We start from the raw sequence: 19,612 nt of genomic DNA on the forward strand, positions 1-19,612 counted from the left end.
ACATGAAATTTCGGCACCGCTTTTCCTTTTCTTCCAGTATACAACAAACCCAGTACCTATGCGGCACTGGGTCTGTTTTTACAAATTCTGCATGCGTTTTGCAGTGATCTCCGCTATGGGGCTCTTTTTCAATTGAAGGGGCATAATGGTAATGGGGGCTCCTGGACCCTGAAGTGCGTCATGTTTATGTGAGGTTCGTGTTAACATAATTTTCATGGTTAGCTTGAATAAATACGTATAAAAGTGGTATATTTTCATTATAATATTCGGATTTTTGGGGGTAGTGCGATGAAAAAGTTGAAAAGGAGCGCTAGGCTGGTAGAAATGACACAATATTTGTTATTTCGCCCCCACTCGTTAATCCCTTTAACGACTTTTGCCGAGCGTTACAACTCCGCGAAATCTTCCATAAGCGAAGATCTTGCCATCATTAAAGAAGTATTTGAAGAAGAAGGACTAGGTGAGCTTAATACGCTTGCTGGGGCCGCTGGAGGCGTGAAATTTTCACCGAAGGTGCCCAAAGAAATATCCCTGAAGTTTATCCAGAACCTTTGTTTGCAACTCCAACAGCCAGAACGGATTCTTCCGGGCGGATATTTGTATATGTCGGATATCATGGGGCAGCCCCAGTATTTGAACGAAATTGGCAAAACCTTTGCATCCGCTTTCGCTGGTCGTGACGTAGACGTGATTATGACTGTTGAAACCAAAGGGATACCGCTCGCTTATGCGACGGCCACCTATATGAACTTACCTGTTGTTATCGTACGTAGAGACAGCCGGGTGACGGAAGGTTCGGCTGTAAGCATTAACTATGTGTCGGGCTCCAATAAGCGGATCCAAACCATGTCACTGGCAAGGCGCGCACTGAAGGAAGAATCCAAGGTGCTGATCATCGATGACTTCATGCATGTTGGCGGCACGATTCATGGCATGATGGACCTGTTAGCGGAGTTTAAAGCGACGGTACAAGGTGTAGGCGTATTCATGGAATCCTGCGAAGCTGAGGAGCAGTTGGTGGATAACTATGTCTCACTAGCCAGGTTATATGGCGTGGACTCCAAGACGAAGCAAATTACGGTAGAGCCAGGCAACTATTTTGACACGAAATAAACGACACGGCCGTCACAAGTCATTTCTATATTTCAAAAAAGGAGATTCGTAAAGCATGGAACTCATTTCAACATCAGCAGCACCTGCTGCTATTGGACCTTATTCACAAGCGGTTAAATTAGGTAACCTTTTGTTTACTTCCGGACAGATCCCATTAGGTTTGGATGGTCAAATCGTAGAGGGCGGGATCAAGGAACAGGCACATCAAGTTTTTGCGAATTTGAAAGGCGTGCTTGAAGCAGCGGGTTCATCTTTCGGGCATGTCGCGAAGGCAACTGTCTTCCTGAAAGACATGAATCAATTTGGGGAGCTTAATGAGATCTATGCAACCTACTTTGGTGACCACAAACCAGCTAGATCTACCGTTGAAGTTGCGCGATTACCTCGTGATGTTTTTGTCGAAATTGAACTAATTGCTGTGATTCCTGTCGAAATTTAACAGAAACATTAAGAACACATTAAATTATCAAATTTTTCAAAAAAATAAGAAGGAATTTGCATGGAGATGTTGAATATATCACCCAAGTCTCAGAGATGGAAAAAGGTGGTGAACACAAGTGCAAATTACAGATGTAAGACTCCGCCGGGTAAACTCCGAGGGGAGGATGAAGGCGATTGCTTCTATTACCATTGATAACGAGTTCGTCGTACACGACATTCGTGTCATCGATGGCAATAACGGAATGTTCGTTGCTATGCCGAGCAAACGAACACCAGACGGTGAATTCCGCGATATCGCTCATCCGATTTCGTCCACAACTCGTGAGAAGATTCAAGCTGCAGTATTAGCTGAATATGATCGCGCAGCTGTAGAAGAGGAAGTTATTGAAGAAGGCGCATAATTCAGATTATTGAGAGAGCCCTTTGGGCTCTCTTTTCTTTTCGCAGGTAATGATGCTATATTGGGGGAAGAACTCATCGTTGTATAGATAAAGAGAAATCATGAATTCATTAATAAGGGAGTTGGATATTCGTTGAAGCTCATGGCAATTGTGTTGGCTGCAGGACAAGGGAAACGAATGAAATCAAAGCTTTACAAGGTGCTTCACCCGGTTGTTGGTAAACCGATGGTGGGTCATGTTGTTGATACGCTGCAAGATATAGAAGTAACGCAAACGGTTGTGGTCGTTGGATTTGGTGCGGAGGCAGTGAAAGGATACCTAGGTGATCGTGCTCAGTATGCCCTGCAAGCGCAGCAACTAGGAACGGGTCATGCGGTGCTTCAGGCGAAGGATCTGCTTGGCGAGGAAGAGGGAATGACGGTTGTTATTTGCGGGGATACCCCTCTTATTAAAGCAGCTACGCTGCAAGAGACGATTGAACTGCACCGACAATCGGGTGCGGCTGCTACGATTTTGACAGCGAAGCTGGGTGAACCGCAAGGCTACGGACGTATTATTCGCGGAGAAGATGGACGCGTTGCGCGGATCGTAGAGCAGAAGGATTGCACACCAGAGGAAGCGGCTGTTCAGGAGATTAATACGGGTACGTACATTTTTGATAATCGGAAAATGTTCAAGGCGCTGGAGTCGGTTACGAACCAGAATGTACAGAATGAGTATTACCTAACCGATGTTATCGGCATTATGACGAGTGCAGGCGAAGTCGTTCAAGGCTATTGCATGGCAGATCCGGCTGAGTCGATTGGCGTGAATGATCGTGTGGCATTGTCCGAAGCTGAGCAGCTGTTCAAAGCGCGGATTAACCGCCAGCATATGTTGAACGGGGTTACCATAATCGATCCGCTGAATACGTATATCGAGAAGGATGTCACAATTGGCGCAGATACGGTTCTGTTGCCAGGCACGATTTTGCGTGGAAATACACATATCGGTGAGCTTTGTACGATTGGACCGCAAACCGAAATCATCGATTCCACCATTCAGGATGAAGTGACGATTAAGCAATCGGTTCTTCAAGGTGCATTTGTAGATAACGAAACATCGGTAGGGCCATTTGCTTATTTGAGACCGGGCGCTAAGCTTGGCAAGCAAGTGAAGGTTGGCGACTTCGTAGAGATTAAAAATGCAACGCTAGGTGAAGGGACGAAGGTTTCTCATTTGAGCTACGTAGGTGACGCGGTTGTCGGGACGAATGTCAACATCGGTTGCGGTGCCATAACGGTGAATTATGATGGCTTTAATAAAAACCTGACAGAAATCGGTGATAATGCGTTCGTGGGCAGCAATGTCAATTTGATCGCGCCAGTGAAAATCGGGAACGGGGCTTATGTGGTTGCGGGATCCACGATTACACATAATGTAAACGAGGGTGATCTGGCTATCGCGCGTGAGCGTCAAGAGAATAAAGCGGGCTATGCAGATAAAATCAAAGCACGGATGAAGGCGAAGAAAGAGAATAAAGGTCGTTGATGGACTGTGAGTGACCAGGCACGGGGGAGTCTTTAAACAATAGGAATAGAACCTCTTGAGGTAGGGTGCGTGAAATGAGATGCTGCCCACTCAGCTTGGTTGGCGTGAGAGCGATCAGGCTGAGCGAGACCGAAAGAGGTTCTTTGTCTTACCAGTGAGCCTGCTAACGCCTTGTAAATGTAAGCGTTTAATACCCGGGTCGCGAAACAAAAGTATGCTTCTTTCTGCTATAAAAGATACGATTAATTTTAACGAAATGACGGTTGTACATTTCAATGAAACCTATATCCTTGTGCAGATTTTGATAGTATACTTGGACGGGTACGTCCGCATCGACATGATCTTGGAAATGATCATCTTCTGTAAGCTGTTGTCCATGAAGATACATCGTTCGTTTATCACCTACAGCTTTTTTGGGATGGATAACATTGGATAACATTGGGGAACAGGTATATTGTAAACAATAACCTTTAGAAGCGGGTTCCGCAAAGGTTTTTTAGTTTTATATCTAGTTGAAAAAGAAAGTATTCGTTTTTACTTTCTGGTCAACCTGGACAAACACGCTCGTCCCTCGAAGGACGACGTATCTGTTTATCTATGGGGGGATTTTGAAAATTATGAAATGTTTTATCGGACTGGGAAATCCGGGGAAGCAGTATGAGCTGAATCGGCACAATGTCGGGTTCATGGCTATTGACCGCTTTGCCGCCAAATGGGGAATCACCTCTTTTCAGAATAAAGGGAAGGGACTGCTAGCAGAAGGTAATGTGAACGGGACGAAGGTGTATTTACTTAAACCCATGACGTACATGAACCTTTCCGGTGAATCTATGCGTGCATTCCTTGATTTCTATAAAGCGAAATTGGAAGACGTCGTCATTGTTTATGATGATATGGATACGAGCTTTGGGCAAATTCGCCTTCGATATCAAGGGAGCCCAGGTGGACATAACGGCATTAAGTCGATTATTCAGCATGGGGGCACACAAATTTTCAATCGCATCCGAATTGGTGTAAATCGCCCAGCACCGGGCTATAACATTGCGGATTATGTGCTGTCCAACTTTTCCAAAGAAGAGATGAAGTCCATTAACGAAGTGTTGGATCTAACTTGCGATGCGATGGAGTTTAGTTTGGGAGAGTCTTTCGAAAAAACGATGGCTAAGTTTAATAAATAAACACATCTCGTTATCCTGTTGTATACATGATGATATGTAAGCTACCTATTCGAAAATGACAATGGCAGATTCGGCTAATTTCTCCGAAGAATGGTCATACTAGGATGTAATCGAATTGTCGAAGGAGGCATACATATGATCAAGTATATTTGCAGGCATTGTCATACCTTTGTCGGGGAAATTAATCAGCGTGCGATTACCGAGCAGCAGTTAGGCTTCCATTTCTTGACCCCTGATGAGCGTAGAGATATAATATCGTATAATACGAACGGAGATGTTACAGTTAGGGTCGTTTGTGACTATTGTCATGAGGCACTAGAAGCGAACCCGGAATTATCCCTGCTAGCCAGTCCGTTGCAATAATTATGATGAAGATGAAGAGTTAATAGCCGAGGCAAGTGTGCCGAGGCTTCTTTTTGTGAGGGGAGTGTACTTGTTTGCAAGCTTTAATTCAAGCTTTTTCTGCGGATACCGACTTTCAAACGATCGTGACAGGCCTAAAGTCCGAAATGAAAGAGCAGCTCATTGCCGGTTTAACTGGCTCCTCCAGGCAAGTGATGCTGGCCTCACTCGCGCGTGAGCTTGAGCGTCCGCTTTTCGTTGTTACGCACAATATGTTCGCTGCGCAAAAAATAGCGGAAGACCTCTTGGAGTGTCTGTCCCCTGATGAAGTGCTGCTCTATCCATCTCAAGAGCTTCTGACTACAGAAGAAGCGGCTTCAAGCCCGGAGATGCTAGCGCAGCGTATTGACGTTCTCACCAAACTTGCCGGTGGATACCGCGGCGTGGTTATTGCGCCATTTGCTGGCGTGCGAAGATTGCTTCCACTCAAACAAGTGTTCGAGGAATCCCGTGTAACGATTAATGTTGGGGATACCGTTCAATTAGACGAGCTGCTAGCCAGCTTATCCAGTCTAGGCTACGAACGGGTGGAGCGAGTCGAAACGAAAGGTGAGATGAGTGTCCGAGGCGGTATTCTCGATTTGTTCCCATTAACGTCGGAGAATGCGATTCGGATTGAGCTTTTTGATATCGAAGTAGACTCTATTCGGACTTTCGATGTTAGTGACCAACGGTCAATTGATAAGTTAACAACGGTGACGATCCCTCCGTGCCGCGAGATTCAAGCGGATAGAAAGCGGTTACAATCGGCGGCCCAGCACGCGTACGAGCTGCTGCAAGTGCAGCTGGCGAAGATGACGGAGCGTTCAGCCAAAGACAAGCTGTTAGAGGTCATAGGGCGCGATATCGAGCTAATGCGTGAGGGTCAGACGTTCCCAGGCATTTATAAATATATTTCTCTCCTATATACGGAAAGACAGACGCTCATGGACTACATGCCCAAAGATTCGATTCTCATTATCGACGAGCCTGCCCGCCTCCTGGAAACAGCGAAGCAGCTCGAACGCGATGAAGCCGAGTGGATGATGCATGCGTTAACTGAGGGGAAGAGCTTGCCGGCTTTTGTGCTGTCCAAATCTTACGAAACTTTGCTGCACCGCAGACCGTTTCCGACGTTGTATGTGTCACTTTTCCTTCGGCAGGTAGCGGGTATTCAGCCGCAAAATATCGTGAACTTCGTTTGCCGTGTGATGCAAAACTTCCATGGGCAGATGAATCTCCTCAAGGCTGAGATGGAGCGCTGGAAGAAAAATGGCAGCAAGGTCATTCTGCTGGCGAATGGGGATGACCGTGCTGAGCGTGTACGTCGTGTTCTAGGTGATTACCAGATCGAAGTTCCTGAGATTGTAGATGGCAATCTGCAAACAGGCTTTGAAATGCCTTCGATTCATCTTGTCGTGATTACGGAGGGTGAGATTTTCACCCAGAAGCAGCGTAAGGCGCGCAAAGTGGAGAAGAAGCTGGAGAACGCGGAGCGGATCAAAAGCTATCAAGAACTGAAGGTCGGCGACTACGTTGTTCACGTGAACCACGGGATTGGGAAATACGTTGGTATCGGTACCTTAGAGGTTGGCGGGATTCATAAGGATTATCTGCATATTATGTATGCCGGCGGCGATAAGCTGTCTGTTCCGATTGACCAGATTGATTTGATCCAAAAGTATGTCGGTTCCGAAGAGAAAGAACCGAAGGTATATAAACTTGGTGGCGCAGATTGGGCCCGTGTGAAGAGCAAAGCTCGCGCCTCGGTCAAAGATATTGCAGATGAGCTGATTAAGCTGTATGCCGAACGCCAAGCCGCGACCGGTTATGGATTTAGCAAGGATAGCTCATACCAGAACGAGTTCGAAGCGATGTTCCCATACGATGAAACGCGAGATCAGCTTCGCGCCATTGAGGAAATCAAAACGGATATGGAAAAAGCGCGTCCCATGGATAGGCTGTTGTGCGGAGACGTTGGCTATGGGAAAACCGAGGTTGCCGTTCGTGCAGCCTTCAAGGCTGCGATTGACGGGAAGCAGGTTGCTGTTCTCGTGCCAACGACGATTTTGGCGCAGCAGCATTATGAAACGTTCCGTGAGCGCTTCTCCGGCTATCCGTTCAATGTGAAAGTGTTGAGTCGTTTCCGGTCGAAGAAGGAACAGACGGAGGTCATGAAAGGGGTCAAGAAAGGCGTCGTTGATGTCGTGATTGGGACCCATCGCCTCTTGTCACAAGACGTCCAGTTCAAGGATCTAGGTTTGCTCATCGTCGATGAGGAGCAGCGTTTCGGCGTGTCCCACAAGGAGAAGCTAAAACGCCTTAAGACGAACGTGGACGTGCTCACGCTAACTGCAACACCAATTCCAAGAACCTTGCATATGTCCATGCTGGGCGTTCGTGACTTATCGGTCATTGAAACACCGCCAGAGAACCGTTTCCCGGTTCAGACCTATGTGGTAGAATATGGGCCGACACTGGTTAGAGAAGCCATTGAACGAGAGCTAGCGCGTGAGGGGCAAGTATATTATCTTTACAATCGCGTGCAGGGCATTACACAAATAGCCGATCAAATCTCGATGATGATTCCAGATGCGCGGGTAACCGTAGCACATGGCCAAATGGGCGAGCAGGAGCTCGAAAAGACAATTCTTGATTTCTTGGACGGGGAGTATGATGTTCTCGTCAGCACGAGCATTATTGAAACCGGCGTAGATATCCCGAATGTGAATACACTTATTGTCCATGATGCTGATAAAATGGGGCTTTCCCAGCTCTATCAGCTGCGTGGACGTGTAGGTCGGTCGAATCGCGTCGCTTATGCTTATTTCACGTATCAGCGTGATAAAGTGCTGACAGAAGTAGCCGAGAAACGACTTCAAGCGATTAAAGAGTTTACAGAACTAGGTTCAGGCTTTAAAATTGCGATGAGGGACTTATCCATTCGTGGCGCAGGAAACTTATTGGGTGCTGAGCAGCACGGCTTCATTGCATCCGTCGGCTTTGATTTGTACTCTCAAATGCTAGCCGAGGAAATTGCAAAGCTGAAGCTAGAAATAGATGGAGAAGCCGTCATTCCAGAACCGGAATGGCATACTTCAATCGATATTCAATTGGATGCGTATTTGCCATCCGATTACATCTATGACAGCATGCAGAAAATCGAAATTTACAAAAAAGTGGCCGCCATTCGTACGCTGGAAGAAGCCGCGGATCTGCATGATGAGCTCGTTGATCGCTTCGGCGATCTGCCGCAGGCCGTGTTCAACCTACTGACAGTGGCTCGTTTGAAAGCATACGGTTCGGATTACCGGATTGAAACGATTAGCCAAAAAGGGGAGGATTATCTAATCAAGGTGCATATCGACCAGAATGGCAGGCTGGATGGCCAGAAGCTGCTTGCCTTGTCCAAAGGCTTTGATGGTCGTATCAAATTGAACGCAGACCCGCAGCTACTTATTGTTATCCGCTTTAAAGGCATGAAGCCGGAAGCCTCCATCGAATTGTTGGAGAAATTCTTGGTACAATATAAGGATGTTCTGAAAACGAAAGGGGAATTACAGGATGTTGCCAAATGAAACTAGCAGACAACGACTTACTTCGAAAAAATGGATATTAGGTTTGGTGACAGTAGTCCTTGCATTCTCTGTCCTCAGCGCGTGCGGAAGCAAAAAGGAAGGCGCTGCAACAGCTTCGCCTTCCGCATCAGCGGCTGCAACAGGTAATCCAAGCGATATTATTGCTACGTACAAAGAAGGCGGGAAAATTACACGAGGTGAATTCGATTCATTCATCAACGTAAATAAAATGTTCTCACCGCAATTAGCTCAATACCTGACAGACCCTGCTTTTCAACAAGATATGTTGAAGCAAATGGTTACTTTCCGTGTTCTTTCCGCCAAAGCGGATGATAAGGTGAAAGCGGATGCTGACAAACAAGTAACAGAGCAAATGAAAGCTATCACCGACTACTTCGGCAAACAAGAAGGCGGAATGGACAAGCAGTTGAAAGACAACGGTATCGAGTTGAAGGATATCGAGTCCCTCATGAAATTAAGCTTCTACACAATGGGCAGCATGGAAAGTAAAATCACGGACCAAGCGGTTCAAGATGCCTATAAAGAACAAGCGGCAGCACATGCATTTGACATTGCAACGGTTAGTCATATCCTCATCTCTTTGAAAGATTCTGCAACACAAGCGGATCTTCGTACGAAGGATGAAGCGCTAAAGAGAGCGAAAGAAGTGAAAGCGAAATTGGATGCAGGCGGCGATTTCGCAGCGCTTGCGAAAGAATATTCCGATGACCCAGGCTCCAAAGATGCAGGCGGTACGTACAAAGATGCCAACATCAATGAATGGGTAACAGAGTTCAAGAATGCAGCTAGCACGCTTCCATTGAACAAAATCAGTGATCCAGTTGAATCCACATTTGGTTACCACGTGATGAAAGTAGAATCCAGAAGCACGAAGCAACTGGATGATACACTCAAAACACAAATCAAATCTCAGCTTGCTGAGAAATCTTTGACTGAGTTTGCAGAAACAGAATACCCGAAACTGATCGAAACGAATAACCTTCCTAAAGTGGAAACAAGCCCAGCACCAGCGGCAAGTCCAGCAGCTAGTCCAGCAGCTAGTCCTGCGGCAAGCCCAGCTGCAAAGTAAGAATTTACCAGGATGCCCGATAATGGGCATCCTGTTTTTATTTCTCATTTTTGGACATGATAAGCGCAGCAGGGTGCAGAGCTAAATAAAGTAAATTGCTTAGTCGAGGCGTCTGCATAGAAGAATGGGAAGTGAAGAATACTAAGGATAGATTTCAAGTTCCCACCAAATCCCGATCTAGCATACAAGGTTTCATGCTCGTGTCGTATCTAATTCGAAAGCGGAAAGTGAGGCATCTAGAGGTATGAAAGCAACTGGAATTGTCCGTCGGATAGATGATTTAGGGAGAGTTGTAATCCCCAAGGAAATACGGCGCACCCTACGCATTCGTGAAGGTGACCCTTTGGAAATTTTCGTGGATCGTGATGGAGAGGTCATTCTGAAGAAATATTCACCGATTGGTGAACTTGGTGATTTTGCGAAGGAATACGCAGAGTCGTTATTTGAAAGCACCAATCATGTTGCCCTGATTTCCGATCGAGATCATATTATTGCCATGGCTGGCGGATCTAAAAAAGATTACTTAGAGAAATCCGTAGGGGCAATCATTGAGTCTTGCATGGAAAATCGTAAGGCTGTCATTGAAAGCAGTTCAGGCCAGTTTGAGATTATTAAAGACACCAATGAGACATTCACTTCCTTTGTAGCTGCACCGATTGTGGCAGGTGGCGATCCCATTGGTTCCGTTATCCTGATTTCGAAGGACGAGAATGTGAAAATGGCCAATATGGAAGTTAAAATGGTTGAGACTGCAGCTGGATTTCTAGCGAAGCAGATGGAACAATGAACACATAATCCCAAACGAAGGCTTCCTTACGGAGATGGTGACGCATCTGTAAGCGAAGCTTTTTTTGTCTGAACTGGTAGATTTCGCTATAATACGTACATAGAACTCATGTTAGTGTAGAGGGGTAGCTCGGAATGAGAGTCACCGGCAAGGAGCAAGAACAACAGGACGAGGGGCTCCGTAGGCATGGTAACGGTAAACGGGGGAACATGCTATTGAAGGGCGCTGCCCTGCTTGGAGCTGCTGCTGTGATCTCCAAGTTATTAGGGACACTGCAGAAGATTCCTTTGCAAAACGTAGCCGGAGATGTGGCTTTTGGTATTTATAATGCGGTTTATCCGCTCTATATTTTGATCTTATTTGCAGCCACTGCTGGATTTCCAGTCGCTGTGTCTAAATTTGTAGCCGAACGTGTCATGGAAGGGGATCATCCTGGTGCGAAGCGGATTGTGGTTGTCTCATCTGTGCTATTAATGAGTGCAGGGCTTCTCTTATTTCTTTTGTTGTATTTCGGTGCCGAGACGATGGCTGGTTGGATTGGCATTTCTCAAACCGTGACAGCGATCCGCAGTATCTCATTTGCATTGCTTCTATCACCCGTTCTCGCCGTCCTGCGCGGATATTTTCAAGGCTATCAGAATATGGTGCCAACCGCGGTTTCGCAAGTCATTGAACAACTCATTCGTGTGATTACGATGGTCGCTTTGCTGTTATATATGGTCGCTCTCGCCTACGATGAGGCTTGGATCGCTGCAGGTGCCACATTTGGCTCTGTGACGGGCGCTGGAGCGGGTTTAGTGGTGATGGCCGTATATTGGCGGAGAGAGCGGCGTGTGGAGCGCCAGAAGGCAGGCTTGCGTACGAATGAAGGGCTAGTAGGGGAAGGAATGGGTCTTAGATCAGAACAGGAAGCGATGAAGGCGATAGCAGCTGGCCTAGAGTCAACGCAAGTGACCTCTTCCTGGCAGTGGGCGAAACGCATTACGCTGTATGCGATCCCTGTATGCTTAGGCGCCATTGTAGTGCCGTTACTCACCCTTGTGGATACGTTCACCATGCCTCGTTTGCTGGAAGCTTCGTTTGGCAGTGAAGTGGAAGCTATGCGTCAGTTCGGCTTGTATAACCGCGGTCTTCCGCTCGTGCAGCTGGTCGTGATGATGGCGTCCTCCATGTCAGCCGTCTTGGTACCAGCCATAGCCGAGGCTAAGGTGAAAGGACAGCTAGATCTTATCCGCTTTCGAGCTGAAATGTCCGTCAGGCTCGCGTGGTTGATCGGGCTCGGAGCTTCATTTGGACTCGCCTTCATGGCGGTCCCGATCAACATGATGCTCTATACGAGCGCTGAGGCAAGCTGGACGATGGCCGTGCTGGCCTTCACGGCGCTGTTTAGTACCCTGAACGCTGTCAGCGCCAGCGTTCTCCAGGGCGCCGGCGCGATCCGCACGCCGGTCAAGGCCCTGCTCGTTGCCATCGTGCTGAAAGCACTCGGCAACGTGTTGCTGCTGCCCCGCTGGGGCATCGACGGCGCCGCGCTCAGCGCGGTGATCGCCTACGCCGCTGCCGCGGGGCTGAATCTGGTGCAGCTGCGCCGCAGCACCGGGGTGCGCTTCGCGCTGCGGCCGTACGCCGTCAGTCCCGCGCTGGGCGTGGGACTGATGGGCGGCGGCCTCGCAGCGCTGCAAGGGCTGGCCATGCTCGCTACGGCGGCATGGCAAGTGCCTGAGCGATGGAGCGCTAGCGCCATCGCTTTGGTTGGCGTAGTCGGCGGCGCGGCCGTCTACGGGCTGGTGATGCTGCGCAGCGGCAGCATCAGCCGCGAGGAGCTGCGGCTGATGCCGGAGCTGGACCGGAAGCTGGCGCCGGTCCTGGCGAAGCTGCGGCCGACGAAGTCTTCGGCCGGCCCTACAGACCCCGAGTAGCGGCTGTTTCACGAACCCACCCTTACAACTTTTGCCTCACTCGGCAAAATCCCTATAACCATCAATCAGGAGGTGTCATCCCATGTCAATAAACAAACCACAAATTACCGTCCTTGGACTCGGGACTGGAGACGAAGATCAACTAACCTTAGGTGTCTGGAAGAAACTCCAACTCGCTGCGAAGTCACAAGCCAAACTATTCCTACGGACGAAAGACCATCCCATGGTGCATTTACTAGATGCCAATTCCATGCCCTACGAGACGTTTGATGCGAACTACATGTCGAATGAGTCGTTTGAAGGCGTCTACGAGTCCATCGCGGAACAATTAATCACTACAGCAAAAAGCCATACGGCTGAAGTGCTGTACGCGGTCCCAGGCCATCCTATGGTGGCTGAGTATACCGTACAGCTTTTAAAACAACGCTGCCCTTCCGAGGGTATCGAACTCCAAATTATAGGTGGCGAGAGCTTCTTAGACCAAGCGTTCCTGCGCTTTGGCTTTGACCCGATTGATGGCTTTCAACTACTCGATGCGACGAGCATCAGCCGGTATGCGCTGAATCCACAGCTACATACGGTGATTGGGCAGGTCTACGATACCTACACGGCATCTGATCTGAAAATCAGCTTGATGGAAGCTTACCCAGATGAATACCCAGTTGTAGTTGGTCATTCGTTAGGGGTGGCAGGTCAGGAGCAGATCATTGAGGTGCCGCTTCATGAGCTGGATCATGTCAAAGGCTATGGCAATTTGTCACTTGTTTGGGTGCCTCGCAGTGAACAGCAGGAGCCGTACTATCGGACATTTGGCAAACTGCATGAGATTGTGCAGACCCTGCGCAGTCCAGAAGGCTGCCCATGGGATCGCGAGCAGACACATGAGAGTCTGCGCAAAAATCTGATCGAAGAAGCCTACGAAGTGCTGGAAACGATCGATGAGGATGATCCGGAACACATGTGCGAGGAGCTTGGCGATCTGCTTTTACAAGTCATGCTGCATGCTCAGATGGAAGAGGAGATCGGGACTTTCACTGTATACGATGTGATTGCCACTTTGAATGAAAAGCTGATACGCCGTCATCCCCATGTGTTTGGCGAGCAGAAGGCAGAAGATGCCGATGAAGCGCTTGTGAACTGGAACGCGATGAAGGCGGAGGAGAAGCGGAAGAAAGGCATCGATGTCACGAAGCAATCCGTGTTGGACGGTATTCCGCGTGAGTTGCCGGGCTTGATGAAGGCGATGAAGTTGCAGAAGAAGGCGGCAACCGTCGGTTTTGACTGGACAGAGCTGGATGATGTGCTTGCTAAAGTGGAAGAAGAGCTTGCCGAACTGCGTGAAGCGATTGCGAAGCCAGTAGCAGACGGCGCTCAGGAGCGTCGCGATGAGCTGGGGGATGTTCTCTTTTCTATCGTGAATGTTGCTAGATTCCTCAAAGTAGATCCAGAAGAGGCGCTAGCCCAAACGAACCGTAAATTTATGCAAAGATTTTCATACATCGAGGAACAGCTACGTTTAAAGGGCTTATCTTTTGAACAAACTGGGTTATCAGAGATGGAACATTACTGGCAGGAAGCAAAAAAAGTTATTAAACTTGATCAGCGATAGAAGGATTTTGCCGAAAAAAGCAGAATACTAGACTTGTTGCAAGGTGAAATCATGAAATGTAACCACAGTTGGTACATAGAAGACCTGATCTTCAAACATTTTGGGAGGTAAAGAAAACACATGAACAAAACAGACTTGATCAACAACATTGCCGAAAAAAGCGGACTTACTAAGAAAGACGTAGAAGTTGTCCTTAACGGATTCCTTGGTGAAGTAACTGACGCTCTTTCATCCGGAGATAAAGTACAATTGATCGGTTTCGGTACATTCGAAACTCGTAAACGTTCCGGCCGTACAGGTCGTAACCCACAAACGGGTAACCCAATCGAAATCGCAGAATCCAATGTTCCTGCTTTCAAAGCGGGCAACAAGCTTAAAGACGCTGTAAAATAATGCGGATCGATAAATTTCTCAAAGTATCTCGTCTGATTAAACGCCGTACGGTTGCGAAGGATGTGTCCGATCAAGGACGCGTATGGATCAATGGTAGAGACGCTAAAGCGAGTACGCATGTGAAAGTTGGAGATGAGCTATCCATTCAGTTCGGTCAAAAGAAAGTAACGATTCGCGTTGAGCTTCTGACAGAGTCTACCCGTAAGGAAGACGCTGCACAGATGTACACGTTGCTGAAGGAAGAAGCCTTCCAATCTGAATGACGCATAATGATGAAGTAGCCTGGGATTCCTGCAGAGGGGATTTCGGGCTACTTTTTTTATGGGCATAAGATGCAAGGCTTGGTTCTAAAAAAGGACATCCTCCCATATCGTAAGATTAGGTGAAGGAGGGGTACAGGCCATGATCGAACCCGTGAAAAACAACAATAAAAGGCAAGAAATTAAAATGTTGAATCGCAAGCTCTTGGAAATATCGGGAGTTTTGAACGTAGAAAGCTTTGATAGCGAAGAATTCCTCCTAGAAACGGAAATGGGCTACTTGATGATTAAAGGGCAGAATTTGCACATTAAGAACTTGAGCTTGGAGCAAGGCTTAGTCGCCATTGAAGGTATTATTCATGAATTAGCCTATGTGGACGGGAATACCCAGGAGAAATCCAAAGGGTTCCTAGGTAAGCTATTTAAGTGACGTTACATGTTCAGTTTCATACGATTTTTATCATGTTCTTGAGTGGAATTTGCATAGGGGCTTTGTTCGATGTGTTCCATGTACTCTCGGGCAAGCTGCGATTGCCACGATGGACCATTCCGATTGTGGATAGTATCTATTGGATTGTGGCGACAATCCTGGTGTTCAAGATGCTTATTTACAGTAATGAAGGACAAGTTCGTATTTTTATTTTCCTCGGCATGGGTATCGGGATTAGCTTTTATTTCGCTCTCCTCAGTTCGCTTGTCATTCGCCTTACGCTCGTTCTCATTCGAATTATTGTAGCGATTTACCGCTTCCTTATGAGGACTGTCGAAATTTTAATCATTAAACCGATTATTGGCTTATATCGTCTGATCGTGATAATTTTAGGCTTTTTGCTAGCCGTAGCTATATTCCTGTATAGAATTGTGCTACAATTGCTTTATCCTGTGTGGAGATTATTCCTCTGGATGACTAAGCCTGTGCATAAGTACTTGGTGATCCCTGACTGGTTGAAGAAACTAAAGGGACGTATCATTGCGCTTTATCGCAGGTTATTCTCGAAGTAGGAGGAATTCCTATTCATGCATGCTCAAGCAACCGTTTCAACCAAGCGCATCAGTCGGGAAGGCTCGAAGCGAAGACTTCGTATTCTTTTGATCATTGTCTTATGTTTTCTGAGCTGGGCTGCTGTTAACATCTGGGGGCAGTTCGCCAAGCTGCACGAGAAGAAAAGTGTCGTAGCGAATATGGAGCAACAACTCGCCCTAGCGCAGAAGGTAAATGCCCAAACGACGAAGGAAATCGCACGGCTTCATAACGACGAATATTTGGATCAAATCATTCGCCGAGACTTTCATTACAGTAAAACGGGAGAGACGCCACTAAGTGTCTCGAAGTCGCAATAAAAAACATTACGAAGAAGTGGCGAATGCCGTGTTGACCGTGGTTTCTGCATCGGTTATAATCGGCGTAGCCAGTGTTTTCAACATTTTAAGGGAGGAACATTTTACTTTATGGCAATTGAAGTTGGCACCAAGTTAGAGGGAAGAGTGACGGGGATTACTCACTTTGGAGCATTCGTCGAGCTTGCTGAAGGAGTTACCGGTCTTGTTCACATTTCGGAGATCGCGGACAATTATGTGAAGGACGTTAATGACCACTTGAAGCTGGAAGACAAGGTAACGGTCAAAGTAATTAACGTGGACAAGGATGGCAAGATCGGACTGTCGATCAAGCAAACGATTGACAAGCCAGTTGAGGAAAGACCAGCTCGTCCTGAACGTACAGGTGGCAGCAGCTATCAAGGTCGCCCTAGTGGTGATCGTCCAAGTGGCGGTTATCAAGGTGGTCGCCCAAGCGGTGGCGGCGATCGTAGTGGTCCTCCAAGCGGTGGTCCCGGTGGTGGTGGCGGTCGTCCAGGCGGCGGCGGTGGCTTCAATCGTGGTGGCGGCGGTGGTGGTCGCGGCGGCTTTAACAAGCAGCAAGGCGGTGCTAGACCATTCTCGTTCGAAGATAAAGTATCTCGTTTCCTTAAAGATAGTGAAGAACGGATTTCGTCCTTGAAGAAAAACACCGAGTCCAAACGCGGTGGCCGAGGCGGAAGAAGAGACTAATAGATGTAGATGATGAACCACATTCGCTAATGCGAATGTGGTTTTTTCTATGTTTCTAGTGACAAGTCGTGCAAAAGAATACAAAACAATCGACATGGAGTTACGGGTATCTTCCCCATACGCAGGGCGAAAGTTCGAGGTAATCAGACTTTTGGAAACGATTTCAATATGACAAACCTATAGTAGATAAGGGCTGAGGCCTGTTGACAAGGACTTCGGGATATGTCGGAAATTTCTTTGAATCTAGCAACTCATTCTGACAAACTTTCTGCTAGATTGTCTCTATACTAGAGAAACAAATAAGGGAAGAAATGGATGGTGTTCGAGAATATGCAAAGACGAAGCTTAGGCGCGGTGATGGGTAGCGGATGGTCGGGGATTTGGCAGAAAGCAAAAGTAGGCGTTCACAGTACAGCTGTGGAGAATCGATGGGTTCAAGCTTTTGTTGCTAAGAAATGGTCGTTACTGCTTATCGTTATGGGCTTCTTGCTAGGTCGAGCGATGATTCTAGAACAGTTATCACCATTTGCTCTCTCATTTATCGCAGTTATCTATTTTACAAGAAAAGATATCTTGCATTGGGTGGGTATTGCTGCTTTTGCCGGAAGCTTGCTCGCGGTGAATGGGAACACCGGTTATCTGGTGACAGAAATCGTTGTATTCTTATTGATCCAGAAGGCGCTGGAAAAATATGAACGATCAGACGTTTCGTTAGCGCCACTGCTCGTGTTCAGCTCAACCTTTCTCGTGCAGCTCTTTGCAGAGTTGGTTGTTTCAAATTTAACGTGGTACTCGCTGATGATGCTAACCGTTGAAGCGTTGCTAAGCTTGGTGCTGACGCTCATTTTCATCCAAGCGATTCCAGTATTTACGCTCACTCGCAAAAATTATCATTTAAAGCATGAGGAGATTATTTGTTTAATCATTTTGCTGGCTTCGGTCATGACTGGCACAGTCGGTTGGATCGTGGGTCCTGTTACTGTAGAGCATGTGCTGTCTCGCTATTTAATTCTACTGTTTGCATTGGTAGGGGGAGCGCCATTCGGTGCTTCGGTCGGTGTTGTTACAGGGCTCATTCTAAGTCTTGCAAATAGTAGTGCGATTTATCAGATGAGTCTACTTGCTTTCTCTGGTATGCTCGCAGGTCTCCTAAAGGAGGGGAACCGCTTAACGGTTGCCTTCGGGATGCTGCTAGGATCATCTATTCTCTCTTTCTATATGGGTTCTAGTGTAGATGTGATCAACTCTGCATGGGAATCACTTGCGGCCGTTGCTCTCTTCCTCCTTACCCCGCGCAGTGTCATTCTCATGCTGGCTAAATATGTACCAGGTACGCAAGAGAATCTGAAGTCGCAGCAGGACTATGCGAAGCGTGTGCGCGATGTGACAGCAGGCCGCGTAGAGCAGTTCTCAGAGGTGTTTCGCCAGCTGGCGCGCAGTTTTAAACAGTTGACAACCGAAGATGAGGTGAGCCGTAAGGAGGAGGATGTCGGACATTTCATGAATGCTGTCACCCAGAAAGCCTGCGAGTCCTGTTACAAGAAGAACCAGTGCTGGGATCAGAAATTCTATCAAACCTATACGTATATGACCGATATGATGTCCCAAATTGAGACGAAGGAGAGCATGACGAAGAAGCAGATTCCACCTGAGTGGAAGAAAGTGTGCATCCGTACAGAACAAGTGCTAGATGTGATGAAACAGCAATATAGCTTATATAAGAATGATAGGCATTGGAAAAAGCAAATCATGGATAGCCGGCATCTCGTTGCCGACCAATTGTCAGGTGTTTCGCAGGTCATGGAAGACCTGGCGAAGGAGATTAAACGGGAAGGACAGGAACTGTTCCTTCAAGAAGAGCAAATCCGAAATGCCCTGGAGGAGCTGGGCTTATCCATTCATACGATCGACGTGATTTCCTTGGATGAAGGAAATATCGAAATCGAAATCATCCATCAATATACGAAAGGATTTGATGAATGTCGTAAAATCATCGCGCCGCTCCTAAGCGAAATCATCGGCGAGAACGTCGCCGTAATGCGTGAGGAGATGCACACGCGCGGCGAGGGCTACAGCACGGTCGTATTCGGCTCCGCCAAGGAATACGAGGTAGAAACCGGGGTCGCCGGCGCTGCCAAGGGGGGCGACCTCTTCTCAGGTGACAGCTACTCCACGAAGGAGCTGGGTAATGGCAAGTATGCCGTTGCGCTGAGCGACGGCATGGGCAATGGCGAGCGAGCGCGTGCCGAGAGCGAGACGGCTCTTAGCATCCTGCAGCAACTGCTGCAGTCCGGCATGGATGAGAAGCTAGCGATCAAGTCGCTGAACTCGGTGCTGATGCTGCGCTCATCGGATGAGATGTACGCGACGGTGGATATGGCCTTGATTGATATGTATAGTGCGAATACAACTTTCATGAAGATTGGCTCTACGCCAAGTTTTATCAAGCGCGGCACGGAGGTTATCGCGATTTCTGCGAACAATTTACCAGTAGGCATTTTGAGCGAGATTGATGTCGATCTGGTTTCGATACCGCTACAATCCGGAGATATCCTTGTTATGATGACGGATGGGATCTATGATGCCCCAGGCCATGCTGTGAACAAGGAGATGTGGATGAAGCGGATGATCCAGGAGATCGATACCACCTTACCACAGGATTTCGCGGACTGCTTATTGGAGCGTATTTTCCGCCATCATCATGGGGAGATTCAGGATGATATGACCGTTGTTGTAGCGCGCGTGGAGAAGCGGCAGCCTGAATGGGCGACGTTCCGTTGGCCGGGCATTACGCGAATGGAGCGTCCGAAGACGGTGAGCTAACGATTTATGGAAGCCGTGTCGGCTCATTTGCTGGCGCGGCTTTTGGAGTCAAGAGAGGCG

The 19,612-nt window shown here is 47.7% G+C and carries 18 protein-coding genes; all 18 read left to right on the plus strand.

Translation table 11 applies throughout. From position 1 onward, the window contains the following. Positions 1-288: 288 nt before the first annotated feature. Positions 289-1,113: a pur operon repressor gene (purR, locus tag AC58PQ_RS26740; protein WP_065854315.1), complete on the plus strand. Its 825-nt coding sequence runs from the start codon at positions 289-291 to the stop codon at positions 1,111-1,113. A gap of 55 nt (positions 1,114-1,168) precedes the next feature. Further along, on the plus strand, positions 1,169-1,552 hold the full coding sequence (locus tag AC58PQ_RS26745; RefSeq protein ID WP_477593092.1) for a RidA family protein: 384 nt from the start codon (positions 1,169-1,171) through the stop codon (positions 1,550-1,552). A 118-nt stretch (positions 1,553-1,670) separates the two neighbouring features. Continuing rightward, positions 1,671-1,955, plus strand: coding sequence for a septation regulator SpoVG (gene spoVG / locus AC58PQ_RS26750; RefSeq protein WP_028557369.1), 285 nt, complete (start codon positions 1,671-1,673; stop codon positions 1,953-1,955). A gap of 132 nt (positions 1,956-2,087) precedes the next feature. Further along, positions 2,088-3,485 (plus strand): bifunctional UDP-N-acetylglucosamine diphosphorylase/glucosamine-1-phosphate N-acetyltransferase GlmU, encoded by a 1,398-nt coding sequence (glmU, locus tag AC58PQ_RS26755; protein WP_497246972.1) that lies wholly within the window; start codon positions 2,088-2,090, stop codon positions 3,483-3,485. Between the two features lie 617 nt (positions 3,486-4,102). Further along, positions 4,103-4,663: an aminoacyl-tRNA hydrolase gene (gene pth, locus AC58PQ_RS26760; protein ID WP_497246974.1), complete on the plus strand. Its 561-nt coding sequence runs from the start codon at positions 4,103-4,105 to the stop codon at positions 4,661-4,663. A 135-nt stretch (positions 4,664-4,798) separates the two neighbouring features. Further along, positions 4,799-5,026 carry an anti-sigma-F factor Fin gene (gene fin, locus AC58PQ_RS26765; RefSeq protein WP_056617980.1) on the plus strand — a complete coding sequence of 76 codons (228 nt, stop codon included), beginning with the start codon at positions 4,799-4,801 and terminating at the stop codon, positions 5,024-5,026. A gap of 74 nt (positions 5,027-5,100) precedes the next feature. Then, positions 5,101-8,622 (plus strand): transcription-repair coupling factor, encoded by a 3,522-nt coding sequence (gene mfd / locus AC58PQ_RS26770; protein ID WP_497246976.1) that lies wholly within the window; start codon positions 5,101-5,103, stop codon positions 8,620-8,622. Then, positions 8,609-9,712, plus strand: coding sequence for a peptidylprolyl isomerase (locus AC58PQ_RS26775; protein WP_497246978.1), 1,104 nt, complete (start codon positions 8,609-8,611; stop codon positions 9,710-9,712). The genes mfd and AC58PQ_RS26775 overlap by 14 nt, the downstream gene beginning before the upstream one ends. Before the next feature lie 244 nt (positions 9,713-9,956). After that, positions 9,957-10,499, plus strand: a complete 543-nt coding sequence (spoVT, locus tag AC58PQ_RS26780; protein ID WP_497246980.1) for a stage V sporulation protein T — start codon at positions 9,957-9,959, stop codon at positions 10,497-10,499. A gap of 134 nt (positions 10,500-10,633) precedes the next feature. Then, entirely contained in the window at positions 10,634-12,418 is a 1,785-nt protein-coding gene (locus AC58PQ_RS26785; protein ID WP_497246982.1) for a putative polysaccharide biosynthesis protein, read from the plus strand. An 82-nt stretch (positions 12,419-12,500) separates the two neighbouring features. Then, positions 12,501-14,027: a bifunctional methyltransferase/pyrophosphohydrolase YabN gene (gene yabN, locus AC58PQ_RS26790; RefSeq protein ID WP_497246984.1), complete on the plus strand. Its 1,527-nt coding sequence runs from the start codon at positions 12,501-12,503 to the stop codon at positions 14,025-14,027. 120 nt (positions 14,028-14,147) lie between these two features. Continuing rightward, positions 14,148-14,420: an HU family DNA-binding protein gene (locus AC58PQ_RS26795; RefSeq protein ID WP_028557378.1), complete on the plus strand. Its 273-nt coding sequence runs from the start codon at positions 14,148-14,150 to the stop codon at positions 14,418-14,420. Then, positions 14,420-14,683 (plus strand): RNA-binding S4 domain-containing protein, encoded by a 264-nt coding sequence (locus AC58PQ_RS26800; protein WP_057313307.1) that lies wholly within the window; start codon positions 14,420-14,422, stop codon positions 14,681-14,683. The genes AC58PQ_RS26795 and AC58PQ_RS26800 overlap by 1 nt, the downstream gene beginning before the upstream one ends. A 139-nt stretch (positions 14,684-14,822) precedes the next feature. After that, a complete protein-coding gene (yabP, locus tag AC58PQ_RS26805; protein WP_028557380.1) occupies positions 14,823-15,110 on the plus strand; it encodes a sporulation protein YabP in 288 nt (95 codons plus the stop codon). Continuing rightward, complete coding sequence (gene yabQ / locus AC58PQ_RS26810; RefSeq protein ID WP_497246986.1) at positions 15,107-15,682, plus strand: spore cortex biosynthesis protein YabQ; 576 nt, start codon at positions 15,107-15,109, stop codon at positions 15,680-15,682. The genes yabP and yabQ overlap by 4 nt, the downstream gene beginning before the upstream one ends. Before the next feature lie 15 nt (positions 15,683-15,697). Beyond that, positions 15,698-16,021 carry an FtsB family cell division protein gene (locus tag AC58PQ_RS26815; RefSeq protein ID WP_497246988.1) on the plus strand — a complete coding sequence of 108 codons (324 nt, stop codon included), beginning with the start codon at positions 15,698-15,700 and terminating at the stop codon, positions 16,019-16,021. Between the two features lie 108 nt (positions 16,022-16,129). Continuing rightward, positions 16,130-16,729: a S1 domain-containing RNA-binding protein gene (locus AC58PQ_RS26820; RefSeq protein ID WP_497246990.1), complete on the plus strand. Its 600-nt coding sequence runs from the start codon at positions 16,130-16,132 to the stop codon at positions 16,727-16,729. A gap of 330 nt (positions 16,730-17,059) precedes the next feature. Further along, positions 17,060-19,552, plus strand: a complete 2,493-nt coding sequence (gene spoIIE, locus AC58PQ_RS26825) for a stage II sporulation protein E (RefSeq protein ID WP_497246992.1) — start codon at positions 17,060-17,062, stop codon at positions 19,550-19,552. The last annotated feature ends 60 nt before the right edge of the window (positions 19,553-19,612 follow it).

Source organism: Paenibacillus sp. J22P143, from assembly GCF_059692035.1.